This window comes from Thermosynechococcus sp. B3, assembly GCF_030323045.1.
In the GTDB taxonomy this organism is placed as follows: Bacteria; Cyanobacteriota; Cyanobacteriia; order Thermosynechococcales; family Thermosynechococcaceae; genus Thermosynechococcus.
This window is the reverse complement of the sequence record NZ_CP097584.1, coordinates 511,053-526,656: the sequence shown is the minus strand read 5'-3', so window position 1 is coordinate 526,656 and position 15,604 is coordinate 511,053. Positions and strand designations below refer to the sequence as shown.

Sequence of the window (15,604 nt, the reverse complement as noted above, 5' to 3'; positions counted from 1 at the left end):
TCTGGGATAGCCGTCTATGGTTTCTACCTCTTCTCCTACTGCCCGTGCCTGCGCCAAGTATGTCCGCATGTCACCCCACAAGGTGCGGCGGGTACTGGATCAACTGCGGGGTCGCACCTACCGCGATGCCCTGATTATGCTGCGCTTTATGCCCTATCGTGCCTGTGAGCCGATTACAAAGGTCTTGCGATCGGCGGCAGCCAATGCCACCCACAATTTAGGCTTGGATCCCGCCACCTTGGTAATTAGTCAAGCCTATGCCGATCAAGGGCCTTGCCTGAAGCGGTTTCGCCCTCGCGCCCAGGGCCGCGCTTACCAAATTCGCAAGCCCACCTGCCACATCACGATTGCTGTGGCGCCCCAAAACACTGCTGACGAATCGTAGAAGGATACCACCGTGGGACAGAAGATTCACCCAATTGGCTTTCGCCTCGGCATTACACAAGAACATCGCTCCCGCTGGTACGCCGATAGCGATCGCTATCCTGAGCTATTACAGGAGGATCACCGCATCCGCACGTTTATTAACAAGCAACTGGCCAACGCTGGTATTGCGGAAGTGCGCATTGAGCGCAAAGCGGATCAAGTGGAGTTGCAAATTCGCACCGCTCGTCCCGGCGTCGTCGTTGGTAAAGGCGGCCAAGGGATTGAGGAACTGCGCAAGCAACTGCGGCAGATGCTCCCTAGCAACCGCACGATCAAAGTGAACGTGGTGGAAGTCAACCGTGTCGATGCTGAAGCCAGCCTCTTGGCGGAATACATCACCCAGCAACTGGAGCGACGGGTGGCCTTCCGACGCGCCGTGCGCCAAGCCATTCAGCGGGCACAGCGAGCAGGCATTGAGGGGATCAAAGTCCAAGTGGCGGGTCGCCTGAATGGGGCGGAAATTGCCCGTACCGAGTGGACACGGGAGGGTCGCGTTCCTCTGCATACCCTACGGGCAGACATTGACTATGCCTACCGCACCGCCCGCACAATCTACGGCATTTTGGGTGTGAAAGTGTGGATCTTCAAAGGTGAGGTACTGCCGGGACAAGCCGAAGCCGTAACACGGGAACCCAGTCGCCGCAGTCCCCAACGCCGCCTACCCCAATTTGAAAATCGCTCTAACTAACAGGGAAGCCAGCGATGTTAAGTCCAAAGCGTACAAAATTTCGCAAACAGCAGCGGGGTCGCATGACCGGGGTTGCCAGTCGCGGTAACTCCATCCACTTTGGCGACTATGCCCTTCAAGCCCTTGAACCCGCGTGGATCACCGCACGGCAAATTGAGGCTGGTCGTCGTGCCATGACCCGCTATATCCGCCGCGGTGGCAAAATCTGGATTCGCATTTTCCCCGATAAGCCCGTGACGATGCGGCCTGCCGAAACGCGGATGGGGTCAGGGAAAGGCTCACCGGAATACTGGGTGGCAGTGGTCAAACCCGGTCGCATTATGTATGAAATTGCCGGTGTGCCGGAGGCGGTTGCCCGCGAAGCCATGCGCCTTGCTGCCTACAAAATGCCGATCAAGACCCGTTTTCTGGTGCGCAATCAAGAAGAGGAACAACAGGAGGGTTAAGAATGGCACTGACAAAAATGAAAGACCTGCGGGAACTGAGTGATCAACAGGTGAGCGATCGCATTGCCGCCATTAAGAAAGAACTCTTTGATCTGCGCTTCAAAAAAGCCACCCGCCAAGAGGTCAAGCCCCATCAATTTAAGCATCTGCGCCATGAGTTGGCACAGCTTTTAACCCTTGAGAATGAACGTCGCCGCAGTGGAGGCCAAGACTAATGGCAGTTAAAGAACGTGTTGGCGTCGTCGTCAGCGACAAAATGCAAAAAACCGTCGTCGTTGCCGTCGAAAACCGCGCCCCCCACCCCAAGTACGGCAAAATTGTCGTCAAAACCCGCCGCTACAAAGCCCATGATGAAAATAACGAAGCCAAAGTGGGCGATCGCGTGCGCATTCGGGAAACCCGTCCCCTGAGTCGCACCAAGCGTTGGGTCATTGCCGAGATTCTCAGTCCTCGCACTGCCTAAGGAGAGCCAGCCATGATTCAACAGGAAACCTATCTCAACGTTGCCGACAATAGCGGCGCCAAAAAGCTCCTCTGCATCCGTGTGCTCGGCGGCGGTAACCGTCGCTACGGCAGTGTCGGCGATGTGATCATTGCCACCGTCAAAGATGCCACCCCCAATATGGCAGTGAAAAAATCCGATGTGGTTCGCGCTGTCATTGTGCGCACCCGCAAAACCATCCGCCGTGAAAGTGGCATGAGCATTCGCTTTGATGACAATGCCGCTGTCTTGATCAACCAAGAGGGCAACCCTCGCGGTACCCGTGTCTTTGGTCCTGTGGCTCGTGAACTGCGGGATAAAAACTTTACGAAAATTGTTTCATTGGCACCGGAGGTACTCTAATGGCGGCCAAGAAAGCAAACAAAAAGCCAGTGCGCTATCGCATGCACGTGAAAAAAGGGGACACGGTTCAAGTCATCGCTGGCAGCGACAAAGCCAAAGTCGGTGAAGTCCTCGCCGTTTTCCCCAAAACCAGTCAGGTGATTGTCAAAGGAGTGAACCTGAAAACCAAACACGTCAAGCCCCGCCAAGAGGGCGAATCTGGGCAAATCATCACCAAAGAAGCCCCGATTCACAGTTGTAAGGTCATGCTCTACTCCACCAAGCAAAACGTGGCCAGTCGCATCTGCTACACCTACACCGAAGATGGCCGTAAGGTGCGGATGCTCAAGAAAACTGGCGAAATCATTGATTAGGTCTAACCCGTTTTCCCCTCTCTGACCCAGCCCAGAGAATGCCCCTAGGAGAAGCCCCATGTCCCAACGCCTCAAAGATCACTACAACAAAACCGTTGTGCCGCAGCTCATGCAGCAGTTTCAGTACAAAAACATTCACCAAGTCCCCAAGATTGTCAAAATAACCGTCAACCGCGGTCTGGGGGAAGCGGCGCAAAATGCCAAAGCCCTTGAAGCCACACTGGCAGAAATTGCCACGATTACCGGCCAAAAGCCCGTCGTTACCCGCGCCAAGAAGGCGATCGCTGGCTTCAAAATTCGCAAAGGCATGCCCGTTGGTGTGGCCGTGACGCTGCGATCCGATCGCATGTATGCCTTTTTGGATCGCTTGATTAACTTGGCACTGCCACGGATCCGTGACTTTCGCGGTGTCAACCCCAAAAGCTTTGATGGCCGGGGCAACTACACCCTAGGTTTGCGCGAGCAACTGATTTTCCCCGAAGTCAACTACGACGACATTGATCAAATTCGCGGCATGGATGTCTCAATCATCACCACTGCCAATACTGATGAAGAAGGACGCGCCCTGCTCAAAGCAATGGGCATGCCGTTCCGTGAGAACTAACGCCGGAGGCAGATTTTTAAGGAGCAACTATGGCAGTAAATGACACGATTGGCGATATGCTAACTCGCATCCGCAACGCAAACCTTGCGCGTCATCAAACCACCACCATTCCGGCCACGCGCATGACCCGCAGTATTGCGCAGGTGCTGAAAGCGGAAGGGTTTATTCGCGATTTTGAAGAGCAAGGGGACGGCATCAAACGGCATCTTGTGGTTTCCCTAAAATATCGCGGCAAGCAGCGCCAGCCGATTATTACTGCGCTCAAGCGGGTGAGCAAACCCGGTCTGCGCGTCTATGCCAATTCCCGTGAGTTGCCCCGGGTGCTCGGTGGCATCGGCATTGCCATCATCTCCACCTCTAGCGGCATCATGACTGATCGCGAGGCACGGAAGCAGGGCATTGGCGGCGAAGTACTCTGTTACGTTTGGTAAGCTCGGAGGAAGTCCCACATGTCTCGTATTGGCAAGCGTCCCATCCCCCTGCCAAAGAATGTCACCCTCACCCTAGACGGGCAGCAGGTCACGGTCAAAGGCCCCAAGGGTCAACTCAGTCGGGTTTTGCCGCCCGAGGTGAATGTTGCCCAAGAGGGCGAAAATATTGTTGTCAAACGCCGCGATGATTCTCGACCTGCTAAAGAACGCCACGGCCTCTGCCGCACGCTATTGGCCAACATGGTGGAAGGCGTCTCCCAAGGGTTTACGAAAAAGCTGGAAATTCAAGGGGTTGGTTACCGCGCCCAACTCCAAGGCAAAACCCTTGTCCTCAGTATGGGCTACAGCCACCCCGTTGAGATTGTGCCACCCGAGGGCATTACCCTAGAAATTGAGGACAACCAAGGTAAAAAAGTGCAGCAGGGCACGATTGTCCTTGTCAGTGGCATTGATAAAGAACTAGTCGGCAACACCTCTGCCCGTATTCGCGCCGTACGTCCCCCTGAACCCTACAAGGGCAAGGGCATTCGCTATATGGGTGAATTTGTGCGTCGTAAAGTTGGTAAGACAGGGAAGAAATAGATGAAACAAACTCGTACTGCGGCTCGCCAAAGTCGGCATCAGCGCATTCGCCGCAAAGTCAAAGGTACCAGCGATCGCCCCCGCCTCGCTGTCTTTCGTTCCCATCAGCACATCTATGCCCAGGTGATTGATGACACCCGGCACCATACCCTTGTGGCCGCTTCCAGTGTTGAGCCAGAACTGCGGCAAAAACTAGGAAAAGGGAGCACCTGTGCCGCCTCTATTGAAGTGGGGCGACTAATTGCAGAGCGTGCCAAAGCTGCTGGCATTGAGCGCGTTGTCTTTGATCGCGGTGGCAATATCTACCATGGTCGTGTCAAGGCCTTGGCGGATGCCGCCCGTGAAGCTGGACTAGACTTTTAGAGGATGACCCGATGGCAAATCGTCGTAAAAACCCCCGCAAAGTTGAAAAAGAAACCGACTGGCAAGAGCGGGTCGTCCAGATCCGCCGCGTCTCCAAAGTAGTCAAAGGCGGTAAGAAACTAAGCTTCCGCGCCATTGTGGTTGTTGGCAATGAGCGTGGCCAAGTGGGTGTGGGCGTCGGTAAAGCTGCCGATGTCATTGGTGCGGTGCGCAAAGGTGTGGCCGATGGCAAAAAGCACCTGATTGATGTCCCGATCACCAAATCCAACTCTATTCCCCACCCCACTTTTGGCGAAGGCGGTGCTGCTCGCGTCATGATTCGCCCCGCTGCACCGGGAACCGGGGTAATTGCTGGTGGTTCTGTGCGCACCGTTCTGGAACTAGCAGGGGTACGCAACGTGCTGGCCAAACAACTAGGCTCCAGCAACCCCCTCAACAATGCCCGCGCCGCCCTCGAAGCCCTTGCAGCCTTGCGCACCTTCCAAGAAGTTGCCGAGGAGCGGGAAATCCCCATTGAAAACCTCTATAGCAAATAGGTAGGAGTTGTCCATGCGGTTTCAAGATCTGCACCCCCAAGCGGGATCGCGACGACGCAAACGGCGGATTGGTCGGGGCATTGCCGCAGGTCAAGGGGCAAGTGGTGGCTTTGGGATGCGCGGGCAAAAATCCCGTTCGGGTCGCCCCACCCGTCCCGGCTTTGAAGGCGGTCAAAACCCCCTCTACCGTCGTCTCCCCAAACTCAAGCACTTTCCCCTCGTCAACCGGAAGGTTTACACTACGATCAACGTGGGTCGTCTCAATACCCTACCCGCCAATAGTGTAGTGACGGTTGAGTCTCTCCTTGAGGCTGGCATTCTCACCACCGCTAAATATCCCCTCAAAGTGCTGGGGGATGGTGAGCTAAACGTCAAGCTGGAGGTTCATGCCGCTGCCTTTAGTGGCAGTGCCCGCAGCAAGATTGAAGCCGCTGGTGGGGTATGTGTGGAGACCTGCGTTGCTGCCGACAGTGAATAGAGGAACCCCAATATGATTGTGAATCGCGGCAAGGCACCCACTGCCCAAGAAACCTTTATGCAGATGGCTCAAGCGGCTGGTCTGCGGGGGCGACTCCTGATCACCATTGGGCTATTGATCTTGGTACGGCTGGGGATTTATCTACCCATTCCGGGGATCGATCGCGCCGTTTTTGCCCAGAGCGTCCAAGATAATGCCGTGATTCGCTTCCTCGACATCTTTTCAGGGGGTGGCCTCTCTGCCCTTGGGATTTTTGCCCTCGGCATCCTGCCCTATATTAACGCCTCCATCATCATGCAATTGCTGACTGCTGCTCTCCCCTCCTTGGAGCGGCTGCAAAAGGATGAGGGAGAAGCCGGCCGCCGCAAAATTTCCCAAATTACTCGCTACGTGGCTGTGGGCTGGGCAGTTCTGCAAAGTTTTGGCATTGCCATTTTTGTGAGTTCCATTCCCGGTGCGGCTTTGCATCCGGGGGCGTGGTTTGTGGCTGAAATTGTCCTTGGCCTGACCGCTGGCTCAATGGTGGTGATGTGGATTTCGGAATTGATTACTGAGCGGGGCGTGGGTAATGGAGCCTCACTCTTGATCTTTTTGAGCATTGTTGCCTACTTGCCTGCCTCAGTGGGTCAGACGATCGCCCTCGCCGAAAGTGGTGGCAATATTGGCGGCATTGTTATTCTGGTGGCCGTCTTTTTGGCCATGATTGTTGGCATTGTCTTTGTGCAAGAGGGTACCCGCCGCATCCCTATTGTTTCGGCACGTCGCCAAGTGGGGCGCAAACTCTACCGCGAGCAAACCAGTTACCTGCCCCTGCGCTTAAACCAAGGGGGGGTGATGCCAATCATTTTTGCCTCAGCAGTACTGATTCTGCCTTCGACCTTAGCGCAGTTTACCCGCAATGAACTCGTGGCGCGATTTGCGAGTTATGTTTCTCCAGCAGGGCCGACGCCGTGGCTATATGTGATTTTCTATTTACTGTTGATTCTCTTCTTTAGCTACTTTTACTCCTCCTTAGTGGTCAACCCCGTGGATATGTCCCAAAACCTGAAAAAAATGGGCGCCAGTATTCCGGGAATCCGACCGGGGAAAGCCACCTCTGATTACCTAGAGCGGGTTCTCAACCGCCTGACATTCCTAGGGGCGATCTTTTTGGGTCTGGTGGCGATTATTCCCACGGCAGTCGAAAGTGCAACCAAAGTAACAACATTTCAAGGGCTGGGGGCGACCTCCCTGTTGATCTTGGTGGGGGTGGCCATTGACACCTCAAAACAGATTCAAACCTATGTGATTTCACAACGTTATGAGGGGATGGTGAAGCAGTAATGCGCTTAATTTTGTTTGGCGGTCCCGGTTCGGGCAAGGGGACACAGGCAGCAATTCTGACCACGCTTTTGGGGATTCCCCATATTTCCACAGGGGATATTCTGCGGGCAGAGCGAGCTGCGGGCACCCCCCTCGGTCAACAGGCTCAAAGCTACATGGATCGCGGTGAACTGGTACCGGATCAGGTGATTGTGGATATGGTGGCCAATCGCTTGCAACAGCCAGATACGGCTGCGGGTTGGCTTTTGGACGGTTTTCCCCGCAATGTGGTACAAGCAGCAGTCTTTGAGGAGATGCTCAAAAGCATTCACCAAGACTATGATTACTTGCTCTTCTTAGATGTGCCTGCTGCGATTCTCCAGGAACGCGCCCTCAATCGTGCCAAGCAAGCAGCCAATGGTCAGCAGCGCTCCGATGATACCCCTGAAACCATCCTCAAGCGGGTACAGGTCTATGAGCGGGAAACCCTACCAATGATTCGACAGTACATGAGTCATCCCAAGTTTGTACACATTGATGGAACACGTACGATCGAAGAGGTAACTGCTGCCATTCAAGCACGTATTGGGGAGGTGAACCGTGTCTAAACAGGATGCCATTGAAATTGAAGGGACAGTGACCGAGTCATTGCCCAACGCCATGTTTCGGGTGGATCTGGACAATGGCTTTAATGTCCTTGCCCATATTTCCGGTAAGATTCGCCGCAACTACATCAAAATTTTGCCGGGCGATCGCGTGAAGGTGGAATTGACCCCCTATGACCTGACCAAGGGGCGGATTACCTATCGCCTGCGCAAAAAGTAGTTTGATCTTTGTTGGCCACTCTGCTAAGATATAAAATTTGCGACTACATGAGCAACTGATATGAAAGTAAGAGCATCGGTACGGCGTATTTGTGAAAAATGCCGCGTCATTCGGCGACGTGGTCGGGTCATGGTGATCTGCACCAATCCGAAGCACAAGCAGCGCCAAGGGTAACCCACTGTTGTTGCACACATAGGAACTAGATTCATGGCTCGTATTGCTGGTGTTGATTTACCCCGCGACAAACGCATTGAAATTGCCCTCACCTACATCTATGGCATCGGCTTGACCCGCTCCAAAGAAATTTTGGCAAAAACGGGTGTTAACCCAGATACCCGCACTCGCGATTTGACGGATGCCGATATTGCGGCACTGCGGGCTGCGATTGACGAGTACCAAGTGGAAGGGGATCTGCGCCGTCTCGAGGCCATGAATATCAAGCGGCTCATGGACATTGGCTGCTACCGCGGGCGGCGGCATCGCCTTGGATTGCCGGTTCGTGGTCAGCGTACCCGTACCAATGCTCGCACCCGTCGTGGTGGTCGCCGCACTGTGGCGGGTAAGAAAAAACCCGCTGCTAAGAAATAAATTTTTCCGCTCCTGCTACCTGATTCACGGTTTGGATAGATTATGGCACCCTCTGCAAAACGCTCTGGCCCTCGTAAGCAAAAGCGCAATGTCCCCAGTGGCGTTGCCCACATTCAGTCCACATTTAATAACACGATTGTCTCAATTACCGACCCCAATGGTGAGGTGATTGCTTGGGCCTCCGCTGGCTCCAGTGGTTTCAAAGGTGCCAAAAAAGGCACACCCTTTGCGGCTCAAACTGCTGCTGATAATGCAGCTCGCCGTGCCATTGATCAGGGAATGCGGCAAATTGAGGTCATGGTGAGTGGTCCCGGTTCTGGTCGCGAGACAGCGATTCGGGCGTTGCAAGCCGCAGGTCTAGAAATTACCCTCATTCGGGATGTGACCCCCATTCCCCACAATGGTTGCCGTCCCCCCAAACGGCGGCGGGTTTAGGTTGGTTTGGGTCACTTGGGAGCACAGCTATGGCATATCAAATTGAATGTTTGGAAACACGGGTTGAGGAGGATCAAGGACAGTACGGCCAATTTGCGCTGCACCCCCTCGCCCCCGGTCAAGGGATTACGGTGGGGAATGCCCTACGGCGGGTTCTTCTTGCTAACTTACCCGGTAGTGCCGTGACAGCGGTGCGCATTGCCGGTGTGAATCATGAGTTTTCAACAATTCCCGGTGTGCGCGAAGATGTCATGGACATTTTGCTGCAAATGAAGCAGTTGGTGATTCGCAGCCACACCTCAGAACCCCAAATGGGTCGCCTTTTTGCCCAAGCTCCTGAGAATGAGCCATTGACGGTTACTGCTGGCATGGTGCAACTTGGCTCTGAAGTGGAAGTGGTCAACCCCAACCACTATATTGCCACGCTGATGCCGGGGGCAACCTTGGAGATGGAATTCAAGATTGAACAGGATCGCGGCTATCGCTCGGTGGAGCGGGTACGGGACGATCGCCTTGCCTTGGACTATCTGCAATTGGATGCGGTCTTTATGCCCGTGCGGCGGGTGAACTATACCGTTGATTCGGTGCGCAGTGCCGGTACAGAGGGCGATCGCCAACTCCAAGACTATCTAAAGCTGGAAATCTGGACGAATGGCAGCTTGACCCCCCAAGATGCCCTCAATCAGGCGGCAACAATCCTCGTGGATCTCTTTAGCCCCTTGAAGGAAGTGCCCCTGCACACCTCTGAGGCCACCACCACTGACGAGCATGACGAAACGGCACAAATTCCCATTGAGCAACTCAATTTGTCGGTGCGTGCCTACAACTGTCTCAAGCGTGCCCAAGTCAATACGGTCGCTGACCTCCTTGAGTATTCCCAAGAAGAGCTACTGGAGATCAAAAACTTCGGTCAAAAGTCTGCCGAGGAAGTGATCGAAGCACTGCAAAAACACTTGGGAATTACGCTACCACCCCAAAAAGCTGCCCGTAACTAGAGAGATTGAATGAGGTTTGTCTATGCGTCACCAACGTCGGGTTCCCCAGCTAGGACTGCCAGCCGATCAACGAAAAGCACTGCTGCGGGCACTGACCACTGAATTGATTCGCCATGGCCGCATTACCACCACCAAAGCGCGGGCAAAGGCGGTACGCGCAGAGGCGGAGCGGATGATCACCTTGGCAAAGGATGGCTCCTTGGCGGCACGGCGGCGTGCTCTTGGCTATCTCTACGATAAGCAACTGGTGCATGCTCTGTTTGCCCAAGCTCCAGAGCGCTATGGCGATCGCCAGGGGGGCTATACCCGCATTATCCGCAGTGTGCGGCGGCGGGGTGATAATGCCGAATTGGCAGTCATTGAACTGGTGTAGCAGGCAATGATGACGGCGATCGCACCTCCTCAGAGTGGCCAACGCTTGGCACTGCTTATTCAGTACCAGGGCACCCATTTCCACGGCTGGCAACGGCAGGTGGGACAGCGCACGGTACAGGAGGTGATTGAGCAGGCGATCGCCAGTGTTGTCAACCATCCCGTCTCTGTTGTCGCAGCAGGTCGTACCGATACAGGGGTTCATGCTGCTGGTCAAGTGGCTCACGTCACGGTCAACTCGCCCATTCCCGTTCATCGTTGGCCGGGGATTCTCAATGCTCGCTTGCCCGCTGATGTGGTGATTCGTGCGGCGGCGGTGGTGCCCGATCACTGGCATGCCCGTTTCTCCGCGCTGTGGCGTCGCTATCGCTATACCCTCTATACCGATCCCTGCCCCAATATCTTTCTGCGCCCTTGGACATGGCACTACTACTATGCCCCCTTAGATGTGGAAAAAATGGCAGCCGTGCTTCAGCCATTGTTGGGGCGGCATCACCTCAGTGCCTTTCACCGTTCTGGCTCGAATCGTGCCCATTCTTGGGTGGAGGTGCAGGCGGTGAGCTGCCAGCGGCGCGGTGCCCTTGTGGAAATTGAGGTGCAAGCTTCGGGGTTTCTCTACGGCATGATGCGCCTGTTGGTGGGACTCTTGGTACAGGTGGGGCAAGGCCAGCGATCGCCCGCCAGTTTTACGGAAATTTGGCAGCAGGAGCAACGCCACCTCGTCAAGTATGCTGCCCCCCCTGTAGGCCTTTGTCTATTGGGGGTGGGTTATCCTGAATCGCCTTTCCCCCTTGCCCTGTGCACCGAGGCGATGCCCCAGTTTCAGTTAGCCTCCATTACCCCTGAATTGTCCATTGCATAGAATCATGGAGTTTGTGATGACCAGTACCGTAAAGACACCACTGCCCGCCGTGGATGACCTTGCTCCCCAGTGGTATGTCATTGATGCCGCTGATCAACGCTTGGGTCGGCTAGCTGCAGAAATTGCCCGTATTCTCAGGGGCAAAAACAAAGCCATTTACACCCCCCACATGGACACGGGCGACTTTGTGATTGTCATCAATGCCGAGAAAGTCACCGTCACCGGCAGAAAACGCTCCCAAAAACTCTACCGTCGTCACTCGGGACGCCCCGGCGGCATGAAAATTGAAACCTTTGATCAACTGCAAGCCCGCATTCCCGAGCGGATTATTGAGCATGCTGTCAAAGGGATGCTGCCGAAAAATTCCCTTGGCCGTAAACTCTTTACCAAGCTGAAAGTTTATGCTGGGCCAGAGCATCCCCACCAAGCGCAAAAACCCCAGCCTTTGACCATTAACACGATTCCGGGAGCCTAACATGCAGATTGCTGATCAGTCTAAGCGGGTAGTTTATTTGGGAACCGGTCGCCGTAAGTCGGCGGTGGCACGGGTGCGCCTGATCCCTGGTAGCGGTCAACTGTTGATCAATGGCCGCAATGGGGCTGACTACCTGCAAAACAACCCCACCTATCTCAACTTGGTGAAAGCCCCCCTTGAAACCCTTGGCCTTGAAAGTAGCTATGATATTTATGTCAATGCCACGGGGGGTGGTTTGACGGGGCAAGCAGATGCCATTCGTTTAGGGATTGCCCGCGCCCTGTGTCAACTGGACATCGAAAACCGCAAGCCGCTGAAAACGGAAGGCTATCTCACCCGCGATCCCCGTGCCAAGGAGCGGCGTAAATACGGTCTGCGCAAAGCCCGCAAAGCCCCCCAATACTCAAAACGCTAAGATGTTTGTTTTTTACTTCTCGTTTGTGGTGAGACTCCTATGCCAAAACCGAACATTCATCCCCAGTGGTATCCCGAAGCCAAAGTTTATTGTGACGGTGAAGTGGTGATGACCGTGGGTTCCACGAAACCCGAACTACACGTGGATATCTGGTCAGGCAACCATCCCTTCTTCACGGGTACTCAGAAAATCGTTGACGCTGAAGGGCGGGTGGAACGCTTCCGCCGCAAATACAGCGGTGCCAAGCCCCAGCAAACTGCTAAAGGGAAAAAAGCCGCCGCTAAACCTGCACCCAAAACCAACAAAAAGGGCTAATCGCTCTTCATGTCCCCCTTTTTTCAGCCCGCTGAGTGGCTGCCCCATCGCGCCTGTTGGTTAGCTTTCCCCAGTCACGAGGATTTGTGGGGCGATCTCTTACCTCAAGTACGCTCAGAGTTTGCAGCCCTGTGTCGGGCGATCGCTGACCCCGATCCCGTAACAGGTCAGTGCCGCGGGGAGCAACTGAAGATTCTGGTGCTGGACGAGGTGGGAGAAGCCACTGCTCGTTCTTATCTCGGGGATCTGAATCCACAGTTTTATCAGCTCCCCTTTGGTGACATTTGGCTGCGGGATACCGCTCCTGTGGGCTTAATCAATGAGGCAGGGGAGCGCCGACTCCTCTGTTTGCCCTTTAATGGTTGGGGCAAGAAGTATCAACTTCCCGGCGATAGTGACTTGGCTGTGCGCCTTGCTCTAGCCATCGGCCTCCCCTATGGAGCGGTGCCGTTATTCTTGGAGGGGGGGGCGATCGAAGTGGATGGCGAAGGAACCTGCCTTACCACCCGCCAGTGTCTCCTCAACCCCAACCGCAATCCCTATTTAGACAGCGAAGAAGTGGAAGCCCGCCTCAAGCCCGCCCTTGGCGTGAGCAAAATCCTCTGGATTGAATCGGGACTGGCCAACGATCACACCGCGGGACTGGCCAACGATCACACCGATGGTCACATCGATACGCTGGTGCGTTTTGTGGCTCCGGCAACCGTGGTTTGTATGCTGCCCGACAGCCCTGAGGATCCGAACTACGATGTCCTGCTGACGATTTATGAGCAGTTGCAAACGCTAACGGATGCCAAGGGGCGCTCCCTAGAGGTAATCCCAGTGCCTTCGCCGGGGCGGGTGACGAGTCGAAAGGGGGAGATTTTACCCGCTAGCTATGTCAATTTTTATATCGCCAATACCACTGTTGTCGTCCCCACCTATGGTGTCGAAGCCGATGCCAAAGCGGTTGAGGCGATCGCCAAGCTCTTTCCCAGTCGCAGAACCGTTGGCCTTCCCGCACGGATGATTTTAGAAGGGGGAGGCGCCTTCCATTGCATTACGCAGCAGGAACTATGAGAACACTGACCGTTGCTGCCATTCAAGCTCAGCTGACCGATGATGTTGAGACCAATATTCTGCACCTCAGTGATCTAGTGCGGCAGGCGCATCAGCAGGGGGCACAGGTCATTGTCCTGCCAGAGCTATTTGAAGGTCACTATTTTTGTAAGGAAGAGCGGGAGAGTCACTTTCGGCGCGCACACCCCGTGAAAAACCACCCAACAATTGCCCACTTTGAGGCTTTGGCGCGGGAACTGGCGGTGGTGATTCCAGTGTCCTTTTTTGAAAAGGCGGGCACCGTCTATTACAACAGTGTGGCCATGATTGATGCGGGGGGCGTCAACCTCGGTGTCTATCGCAAAAGTCATATTCCCGATGGCCCCGGCTATGAGGAAAAGTTTTACTTCCGCCCCGGAAATACGGGCTTTCGAGTCTGGCGTACTCGCTACGGCAAAATCGGTGTCGGCATCTGCTGGGATCAGTGGTTTCCAGAGGCTGCACGGGTGATGACCCTGATGGGAGCAGAGGTGCTCGTGTATCCCACTGCCATTGGTAGTGAACCCCACGATCCCACACTGGACACCAAAGACCCTTGGCAGCGGGTGATGGTTGGCCATGCAGTGGCAAATGTGATTCCAGTGGTGGCAGCCAACCGTGTGGGTGATGAGGGGGGGCAAGTATTTTATGGCAGTTCATTTATTGCTAATCCAAGGGGAGATCTAGTGGCCGAGGCCGATCGCACCCAAGAAGCAGTGCTTGTCCATAGATTTGATTTAGAGGAAATTGAACGCCTACGGGCGGCCTATGGCTTCTTTCGCGATCGCCGACCCGGCCTCTACAAAGCCCTGTTGACTGCGGATGGTGTTATTTAATTGCTGTGGCTTGGCTGGAGATGAAAGTGTAGGTGCTGATGAGCCTGTAGCCGATGGCAATGATCATGCTCGCTGTCGTGCTCATGGGGATGAGTGTGCCAAAAACCAGCGGGGAGATGCCGCAAGTGCCACGGTCGGGTCAACACCACAAAAGCGATGAAAAGCACCATGCTACTGAGGCCAGTATAGAAAAAATGTTGGGCTGGAAACTGACTGCCGAACCATCCCGTTAGGGGATAGGCCAAGACCCACCAAAGATGACTCCAAGCAAACTGAGCGCCATAAACCCGACCCTGCAATTCCACGGCCACTCTCTCAGCAATTACCGTCTGCATAGGCACATTGACGAGGGTTTTACCGATACCCGCGATCGCCCACAACAGAGCGAGGGTAGGGACATTAGCACTATAGGCAGCCAGCAACGGCAGCACCGTCAGTATCCCCCCTAGACCCATCACCCTCACGGCACTCATCCTGCGACAGGAAGAACCCCAAATCACCGCAGCCAAAGTAGCACCCACACCAAATGCCGCCATGATTGAGCCGTAGGCCTGACTTCCTGCCTGTAGCGTGCCCTGAACATAGCCGACGGTATTCACCAAAATTTCCGCACCAGCGATCGCTGCCACCAATTGCAGTAGTAATCCATAGCGAATTGCTGCATCCCACCAAAGGCACTGACTACCAACACTTAGCTCCTCAAGAAATCCGCTACGGGGGGGGACTGATCCTGCTCTAGGTACGATCAAAGCAGTGGGCAGCCAAGCAATCAACACCGCTGCAACCAAAAAGGTCAAAGCATCCAAAAAGAACACTGAACGGGTACTGAATAACGCCGCAACACTACCTGCGAGGGCTGGGCCTAAAACACTCAGGAGTTGGTACGTGGCATTCGAGAGGGCGATCGCCGGTGGGCACTCCTCAGCCGTCGTAATCAAGGGTAATGTGGCCGTGTAGGTTGGGGTAAAAAGGGCGTGAAAGCCACTCAGCAAAGCCACTACGAGATACAGTTGCCAGCCGTCAGTAACAAACGGCAAGAACGACACCAAAACCATCCGCACAAGATGGGTAGTCACCATCAATCCCTTGCGATCCAATCGATCTGCTAAAACACCAGCAATAGAAGCCAATAGCACAAAAATGGTGACCCGCAGCGTTAAGGCAGTGGAGAGCCACAGTCCAGACTTCTCTCCTGCTAACTCAAAAGCAAGGAGTGCTAAGCCGAGCCATGTGAACGCATCCCCAATCAGATTGATCGTTTGCGCCGCATAGAGACCGGCAAAGGCTCGATTCCGTAGGCACTGCAACAGGGGAGGAAGTTGAAAGGTCATGGTGGCCATCTCAGAACCCACACGT

At 54.7% G+C, this 15,604-nt stretch carries 28 protein-coding genes; 27 read left to right on the top strand and 1 reads right to left on the bottom strand.

Features of this window, described 5'->3' with window-relative positions; genetic code table 11:
• The first annotated feature begins 16 nt into the window (after nucleotides 1-16).
• Genes rplV through aguB form a run of 27 tightly spaced genes read left to right on the top strand, consistent with a single transcriptional unit; the run spans nucleotide 17 to nucleotide 14,248 of the window.
• Nucleotides 17-385, top strand: coding sequence for a 50S ribosomal protein L22 (gene rplV / locus M0646_RS02650; protein WP_011055941.1), 369 nt, complete (start codon nucleotides 17-19; stop codon nucleotides 383-385).
• Between the two features lie 12 nt (nucleotides 386-397).
• The gene (gene rpsC / locus M0646_RS02645; RefSeq protein ID WP_286626471.1) at nucleotides 398-1,114 is read left to right on the top strand and encodes a 30S ribosomal protein S3; all 717 of its coding nucleotides are present in this window, start codon (nucleotides 398-400) and stop codon (nucleotides 1,112-1,114) included.
• Nucleotides 1,115-1,128: 14 nt separating this feature from the next.
• A complete protein-coding gene (rplP, locus tag M0646_RS02640; protein WP_286626469.1) occupies nucleotides 1,129-1,560 on the top strand; it encodes a 50S ribosomal protein L16 in 432 nt (143 codons plus the stop codon).
• A 2-nt stretch (nucleotides 1,561-1,562) separates the two neighbouring features.
• Nucleotides 1,563-1,775: a 50S ribosomal protein L29 gene (rpmC, locus tag M0646_RS02635; protein WP_149817902.1), complete on the top strand. Its 213-nt coding sequence runs from the start codon at nucleotides 1,563-1,565 to the stop codon at nucleotides 1,773-1,775.
• On the top strand, nucleotides 1,775-2,023 hold the full coding sequence (gene rpsQ / locus M0646_RS02630) for a 30S ribosomal protein S17 (protein ID WP_011055945.1): 249 nt from the start codon (nucleotides 1,775-1,777) through the stop codon (nucleotides 2,021-2,023). The genes rpmC and rpsQ overlap by 1 nt, the downstream gene beginning before the upstream one ends.
• Nucleotides 2,024-2,035: 12 nt before the next feature.
• On the top strand, nucleotides 2,036-2,404 hold the full coding sequence (gene rplN, locus M0646_RS02625) for a 50S ribosomal protein L14 (protein WP_149817900.1): 369 nt from the start codon (nucleotides 2,036-2,038) through the stop codon (nucleotides 2,402-2,404).
• Complete coding sequence (gene rplX, locus M0646_RS02620) at nucleotides 2,404-2,757, top strand: 50S ribosomal protein L24 (protein WP_226971991.1); 354 nt, start codon at nucleotides 2,404-2,406, stop codon at nucleotides 2,755-2,757. The genes rplN and rplX overlap by 1 nt, the downstream gene beginning before the upstream one ends.
• A 58-nt stretch (nucleotides 2,758-2,815) precedes the next feature.
• Nucleotides 2,816-3,361 carry a 50S ribosomal protein L5 gene (gene rplE, locus M0646_RS02615; RefSeq protein ID WP_250681994.1) on the top strand — a complete coding sequence of 182 codons (546 nt, stop codon included), beginning with the start codon at nucleotides 2,816-2,818 and terminating at the stop codon, nucleotides 3,359-3,361.
• A gap of 29 nt (nucleotides 3,362-3,390) precedes the next feature.
• The gene (gene rpsH, locus M0646_RS02610; protein ID WP_149817898.1) at nucleotides 3,391-3,792 is read left to right on the top strand and encodes a 30S ribosomal protein S8; all 402 of its coding nucleotides are present in this window, start codon (nucleotides 3,391-3,393) and stop codon (nucleotides 3,790-3,792) included.
• Between the two features lie 18 nt (nucleotides 3,793-3,810).
• A complete protein-coding gene (gene rplF, locus M0646_RS02605) occupies nucleotides 3,811-4,374 on the top strand; it encodes a 50S ribosomal protein L6 (RefSeq protein WP_206201509.1) in 564 nt (187 codons plus the stop codon).
• Nucleotides 4,375-4,737, top strand: coding sequence for a 50S ribosomal protein L18 (gene rplR / locus M0646_RS02600; RefSeq protein WP_149817894.1), 363 nt, complete (start codon nucleotides 4,375-4,377; stop codon nucleotides 4,735-4,737). It begins immediately after the preceding gene.
• Between the two features lie 11 nt (nucleotides 4,738-4,748).
• Nucleotides 4,749-5,273, top strand: a complete 525-nt coding sequence (gene rpsE / locus M0646_RS02595; protein ID WP_011055952.1) for a 30S ribosomal protein S5 — start codon at nucleotides 4,749-4,751, stop codon at nucleotides 5,271-5,273.
• A 13-nt stretch (nucleotides 5,274-5,286) separates the two neighbouring features.
• Complete coding sequence (rplO, locus tag M0646_RS02590; RefSeq protein WP_149817892.1) at nucleotides 5,287-5,751, top strand: 50S ribosomal protein L15; 465 nt, start codon at nucleotides 5,287-5,289, stop codon at nucleotides 5,749-5,751.
• 12 nt (nucleotides 5,752-5,763) lie between these two features.
• Complete coding sequence (gene secY / locus M0646_RS02585) at nucleotides 5,764-7,074, top strand: preprotein translocase subunit SecY (protein ID WP_149817890.1); 1,311 nt, start codon at nucleotides 5,764-5,766, stop codon at nucleotides 7,072-7,074.
• The gene (locus M0646_RS02580) at nucleotides 7,074-7,661 is read left to right on the top strand and encodes an adenylate kinase (protein WP_286649837.1); all 588 of its coding nucleotides are present in this window, start codon (nucleotides 7,074-7,076) and stop codon (nucleotides 7,659-7,661) included. Before secY ends, M0646_RS02580 begins: the two co-directional genes overlap by 1 nt.
• The gene (gene infA, locus M0646_RS02575; RefSeq protein WP_011055956.1) at nucleotides 7,654-7,878 is read left to right on the top strand and encodes a translation initiation factor IF-1; all 225 of its coding nucleotides are present in this window, start codon (nucleotides 7,654-7,656) and stop codon (nucleotides 7,876-7,878) included. Before M0646_RS02580 ends, infA begins: the two co-directional genes overlap by 8 nt.
• Before the next feature lie 60 nt (nucleotides 7,879-7,938).
• Nucleotides 7,939-8,052, top strand: coding sequence for a 50S ribosomal protein L36 (gene rpmJ / locus M0646_RS02570; RefSeq protein ID WP_011055957.1), 114 nt, complete (start codon nucleotides 7,939-7,941; stop codon nucleotides 8,050-8,052).
• A gap of 33 nt (nucleotides 8,053-8,085) precedes the next feature.
• On the top strand, nucleotides 8,086-8,466 hold the full coding sequence (gene rpsM / locus M0646_RS02565; RefSeq protein ID WP_024125578.1) for a 30S ribosomal protein S13: 381 nt from the start codon (nucleotides 8,086-8,088) through the stop codon (nucleotides 8,464-8,466).
• Between the two features lie 42 nt (nucleotides 8,467-8,508).
• Nucleotides 8,509-8,901, top strand: coding sequence for a 30S ribosomal protein S11 (gene rpsK / locus M0646_RS02560; RefSeq protein WP_011055959.1), 393 nt, complete (start codon nucleotides 8,509-8,511; stop codon nucleotides 8,899-8,901).
• 29 nt (nucleotides 8,902-8,930) lie between these two features.
• Entirely contained in the window at nucleotides 8,931-9,896 is a 966-nt protein-coding gene (locus tag M0646_RS02555) for a DNA-directed RNA polymerase subunit alpha (protein WP_286649836.1), read from the top strand.
• Nucleotides 9,897-9,918: 22 nt separating this feature from the next.
• Nucleotides 9,919-10,269, top strand: coding sequence for a 50S ribosomal protein L17 (gene rplQ, locus M0646_RS02550; RefSeq protein ID WP_149817882.1), 351 nt, complete (start codon nucleotides 9,919-9,921; stop codon nucleotides 10,267-10,269).
• 6 nt (nucleotides 10,270-10,275) lie between these two features.
• Nucleotides 10,276-11,130, top strand: coding sequence for a tRNA pseudouridine(38-40) synthase TruA (gene truA, locus M0646_RS02545; protein ID WP_149817880.1), 855 nt, complete (start codon nucleotides 10,276-10,278; stop codon nucleotides 11,128-11,130).
• A 16-nt stretch (nucleotides 11,131-11,146) separates the two neighbouring features.
• A complete protein-coding gene (gene rplM / locus M0646_RS02540) occupies nucleotides 11,147-11,605 on the top strand; it encodes a 50S ribosomal protein L13 (protein WP_024125583.1) in 459 nt (152 codons plus the stop codon).
• A 1-nt stretch (nucleotide 11,606) separates the two neighbouring features.
• Nucleotides 11,607-12,020, top strand: coding sequence for a 30S ribosomal protein S9 (gene rpsI, locus M0646_RS02535; RefSeq protein ID WP_149817876.1), 414 nt, complete (start codon nucleotides 11,607-11,609; stop codon nucleotides 12,018-12,020).
• A 39-nt stretch (nucleotides 12,021-12,059) separates the two neighbouring features.
• The gene (gene rpmE / locus M0646_RS02530) at nucleotides 12,060-12,335 is read left to right on the top strand and encodes a 50S ribosomal protein L31 (RefSeq protein WP_149817874.1); all 276 of its coding nucleotides are present in this window, start codon (nucleotides 12,060-12,062) and stop codon (nucleotides 12,333-12,335) included.
• Between the two features lie 9 nt (nucleotides 12,336-12,344).
• The gene (locus M0646_RS02525; RefSeq protein ID WP_286626460.1) at nucleotides 12,345-13,394 is read left to right on the top strand and encodes an agmatine deiminase family protein; all 1,050 of its coding nucleotides are present in this window, start codon (nucleotides 12,345-12,347) and stop codon (nucleotides 13,392-13,394) included.
• The gene (gene aguB, locus M0646_RS02520; protein WP_286626459.1) at nucleotides 13,391-14,248 is read left to right on the top strand and encodes an N-carbamoylputrescine amidase; all 858 of its coding nucleotides are present in this window, start codon (nucleotides 13,391-13,393) and stop codon (nucleotides 14,246-14,248) included. Before M0646_RS02525 ends, aguB begins: the two co-directional genes overlap by 4 nt.
• On the opposite strand, the gene M0646_RS02515 is transcribed toward aguB, so the two are convergent.
• A complete protein-coding gene (locus tag M0646_RS02515) occupies nucleotides 14,245-15,579 on the bottom strand; it encodes an MFS transporter (RefSeq protein ID WP_286626458.1) in 1,335 nt (444 codons plus the stop codon). The two genes, aguB and M0646_RS02515, sit on opposite strands and share 4 nt — an antisense overlap.
• Nucleotides 15,580-15,604: the final 25 nt, after the last annotated feature.

Coding starts and splice junctions, on each gene's coding strand:
- rpsI (WP_149817876.1), top strand. CDS start 11,607: ATGCAGATTGCTGATCAGTCTAAGCGGGTAGTTTATTTGGGAACCGGT.
- rpsM (WP_024125578.1), top strand. CDS start 8,086: ATGGCTCGTATTGCTGGTGTTGATTTACCCCGCGACAAACGCATTGAA.
- rplP (WP_286626469.1), top strand. CDS start 1,129: ATGTTAAGTCCAAAGCGTACAAAATTTCGCAAACAGCAGCGGGGTCGC.
- rplR (WP_149817894.1), top strand. CDS start 4,375: ATGAAACAAACTCGTACTGCGGCTCGCCAAAGTCGGCATCAGCGCATT.
- rpmE (WP_149817874.1), top strand. CDS start 12,060: ATGCCAAAACCGAACATTCATCCCCAGTGGTATCCCGAAGCCAAAGTT.
- M0646_RS02525 (WP_286626460.1), top strand. CDS start 12,345: ATGTCCCCCTTTTTTCAGCCCGCTGAGTGGCTGCCCCATCGCGCCTGT.
- rpmJ (WP_011055957.1), top strand. CDS start 7,939: ATGAAAGTAAGAGCATCGGTACGGCGTATTTGTGAAAAATGCCGCGTC.
- rplM (WP_024125583.1), top strand. CDS start 11,147: ATGACCAGTACCGTAAAGACACCACTGCCCGCCGTGGATGACCTTGCT.
- rplO (WP_149817892.1), top strand. CDS start 5,287: ATGCGGTTTCAAGATCTGCACCCCCAAGCGGGATCGCGACGACGCAAA.
- rpsK (WP_011055959.1), top strand. CDS start 8,509: ATGGCACCCTCTGCAAAACGCTCTGGCCCTCGTAAGCAAAAGCGCAAT.
- rplV (WP_011055941.1), top strand. CDS start 17: ATGGTTTCTACCTCTTCTCCTACTGCCCGTGCCTGCGCCAAGTATGTC.
- rplE (WP_250681994.1), top strand. CDS start 2,816: ATGTCCCAACGCCTCAAAGATCACTACAACAAAACCGTTGTGCCGCAG.
- rplN (WP_149817900.1), top strand. CDS start 2,036: ATGATTCAACAGGAAACCTATCTCAACGTTGCCGACAATAGCGGCGCC.
- rplQ (WP_149817882.1), top strand. CDS start 9,919: ATGCGTCACCAACGTCGGGTTCCCCAGCTAGGACTGCCAGCCGATCAA.
- rpsQ (WP_011055945.1), top strand. CDS start 1,775: ATGGCAGTTAAAGAACGTGTTGGCGTCGTCGTCAGCGACAAAATGCAA.
- M0646_RS02555 (WP_286649836.1), top strand. CDS start 8,931: ATGGCATATCAAATTGAATGTTTGGAAACACGGGTTGAGGAGGATCAA.
- secY (WP_149817890.1), top strand. CDS start 5,764: ATGATTGTGAATCGCGGCAAGGCACCCACTGCCCAAGAAACCTTTATG.
- M0646_RS02580 (WP_286649837.1), top strand. CDS start 7,074: ATGCGCTTAATTTTGTTTGGCGGTCCCGGTTCGGGCAAGGGGACACAG.
- rplX (WP_226971991.1), top strand. CDS start 2,404: ATGGCGGCCAAGAAAGCAAACAAAAAGCCAGTGCGCTATCGCATGCAC.
- rpsE (WP_011055952.1), top strand. CDS start 4,749: ATGGCAAATCGTCGTAAAAACCCCCGCAAAGTTGAAAAAGAAACCGAC.
- aguB (WP_286626459.1), top strand. CDS start 13,391: ATGAGAACACTGACCGTTGCTGCCATTCAAGCTCAGCTGACCGATGAT.
- rpsH (WP_149817898.1), top strand. CDS start 3,391: ATGGCAGTAAATGACACGATTGGCGATATGCTAACTCGCATCCGCAAC.
- rplF (WP_206201509.1), top strand. CDS start 3,811: ATGTCTCGTATTGGCAAGCGTCCCATCCCCCTGCCAAAGAATGTCACC.
- truA (WP_149817880.1), top strand. CDS start 10,276: ATGATGACGGCGATCGCACCTCCTCAGAGTGGCCAACGCTTGGCACTG.
- M0646_RS02515 (WP_286626458.1), bottom strand. CDS start 15,579: ATGACCTTTCAACTTCCTCCCCTGTTGCAGTGCCTACGGAATCGAGCC.
- rpmC (WP_149817902.1), top strand. CDS start 1,563: ATGGCACTGACAAAAATGAAAGACCTGCGGGAACTGAGTGATCAACAG.